Below are 630 nucleotides of genomic sequence, written 5' to 3'. Positions count from 1 at the left end.
AAAATGTAAGGTCGATATACTGTCGGGGTTAGGTCAACCAATTCCAAGGAAAGTTGTGTTCATGGGTTTTACTTTATTGAGAAAGGCCGCCACGCTCGCCCCCCTCTTCGCCACCATTGCTCTATCCAGCGCATGCAGTGAATCTCTGCAGGAGCAAAGCGAAGAAGCCGAGGTTAAAAGCATTAACATCTTCTTTTCTAAAGAAGATGAAGCAGGAGCCCCAACAGGTAAAGCTTACTCCTACAGCCCTGATAACGGGCGCGTCATCGAAATCGCCACGATCAACGACACAAAGGACTCAGTTGCTGTTCTAGATACTGACGAAGAGGCTCCAGGCTACGAATTCGCAGCCTTTGCTGATGGAAGAACCCTCAAGCTAATTGACTATTCAAAGACTGCGACGAGACGCATATACGAGCTCGAAACCTATGCCACCGATATATGCGGTGTTTATCCAGTCAAACGACCTGCCTACACCGTCTTTGATTCTGACAGCGACTACTACCTTAGCACCGTCGACGACACCGCGATAAACGTGGCGCTCAAAGTTGGCAGTACCTGTGATCGCACCACTGACACTTATCGTCAGATCAGTTTCAATATTCCGGGCTTTCCACTCATCGCCGATAC

1 protein-coding gene is annotated in these 630 nt (G+C 48.9%); it reads left to right on the top strand.

Going from position 1 to position 630, the window contains the following annotated elements:
* Positions 1-61 precede the first annotated feature (61 nt).
* Positions 62-630 (top strand): hypothetical protein (locus A3751_RS18005; protein WP_156492606.1); only part of this gene is annotated, 569 nt, incomplete at its 3' end.

The sequence above is a fragment of the Oleiphilus sp. HI0080 genome, from assembly GCF_001635135.1.
This window is presented reverse-complemented; position numbering and strand designations above follow the sequence as displayed.